This is a genomic window from Streptomyces sp. NPDC048420 (assembly GCF_040651535.1).
In the GTDB taxonomy this organism is placed as follows: domain Bacteria; phylum Actinomycetota; class Actinomycetes; order Streptomycetales; family Streptomycetaceae; genus Streptomyces.
The window spans coordinates 1-1,069 of record NZ_JBEZKG010000082.1 but is presented as its reverse complement, the minus strand read 5'-3'; the positions used below and the strand labels follow the sequence as shown (position 1 = coordinate 1,069).

Genomic DNA, 1,069 nt, shown 5'->3' with positions numbered 1-1,069 from the left:
GTCATACTTCAATGGTCGGCGGGTTGCTCAGGGACCCGATCGAGGGGGGTTCTCCCTGGGCCTCCTCTGACCGCCGACCCCGGCTGCAGCCGCAGCCGGGAGACCGGGAACCGCTCTGCGCCCACCTGTGAGGAAGCAGACATGGGCGCACAGTGGCGGTAACCCTCACATCGAAGGGCACGACCATGAACGCACGCGAAACCGGAGGCGACGTGGTGACGTCGTACAAGAACGCGCAGACCCGCACCGTCACCGCCGACGGAGTGACCTTCGCCTACCGCGACCTCGGCCCCCGCACCGGCATGCCGGTCATCTTCATCACCCACCTCGCCGCGGTCCTGGACAACTGGGACCCCCGGGTCGTCGACGGCATCGCCGCCAAGCACCGGGTGATCACGTTCGACAACCGGGGCGTGGGCGCCTCCACCGGCACGACACCCAAGACCATCGAGGAGATGGCCAAGGACGCCGTCACCTTCATCCGGGCCCTGGGCTTCGAGCAGGTCGACGTCCTCAGCTTCTCGATGGGCGCCATGATCGCCCAGGTGATCGCCCAGACCGACCCGCAGCTCATCCGCAGGCTGATCCTCGCGGGCACCGGCCCGGCCGGCGGCGAGGGCATCAAGAACGTCACCCGGATCTCCCACTACGACACCCTGCGGGCACTGCTCACCCTGCAGGACGTGAAGCAGTTCCTCTTCTTCACCCGCACCCCGAACGGGATCCGGGCCGGCAAGGAGTTCCTGGCCCGCCTCAAGGAGCGCACCCAGGACCGGGACAAGGCGATCCGCCCCGCCTCCTACTTCTCCCAGCTCAAGGCCATCCACCGCTGGGGACTGGCACAGCCGCAGGACCTGTCCGTCATCAAGCAGCCCGTCCTCGTCGCCAACGGCGACGACGACCGCATGGTGCCGACGCCGAACTCACACGACCTGGCAAGGCGCCTGCCCAACGCCGAGCTGGTGATCTACCCCGACGGCGGCCACGGCGGCATCTTCCAGTACCACGAGCAGTTCGTGCCGACAGCCCTCGAGTTCTTCGGCCGGCCGTAGGGCCGCGATGCGGTCAG

1 protein-coding gene is annotated in these 1,069 nt (G+C 68.2%); it reads left to right on the top strand.

All coding sequences use genetic code 11. The features are described from left to right. Positions 1-185 precede the first annotated feature (185 nt). Entirely contained in the window at positions 186-1,052 is an 867-nt protein-coding gene (locus AB0D34_RS47290) for an alpha/beta hydrolase (RefSeq protein ID WP_362674405.1), read from the top strand. Positions 1,053-1,069 lie beyond the last annotated feature (17 nt).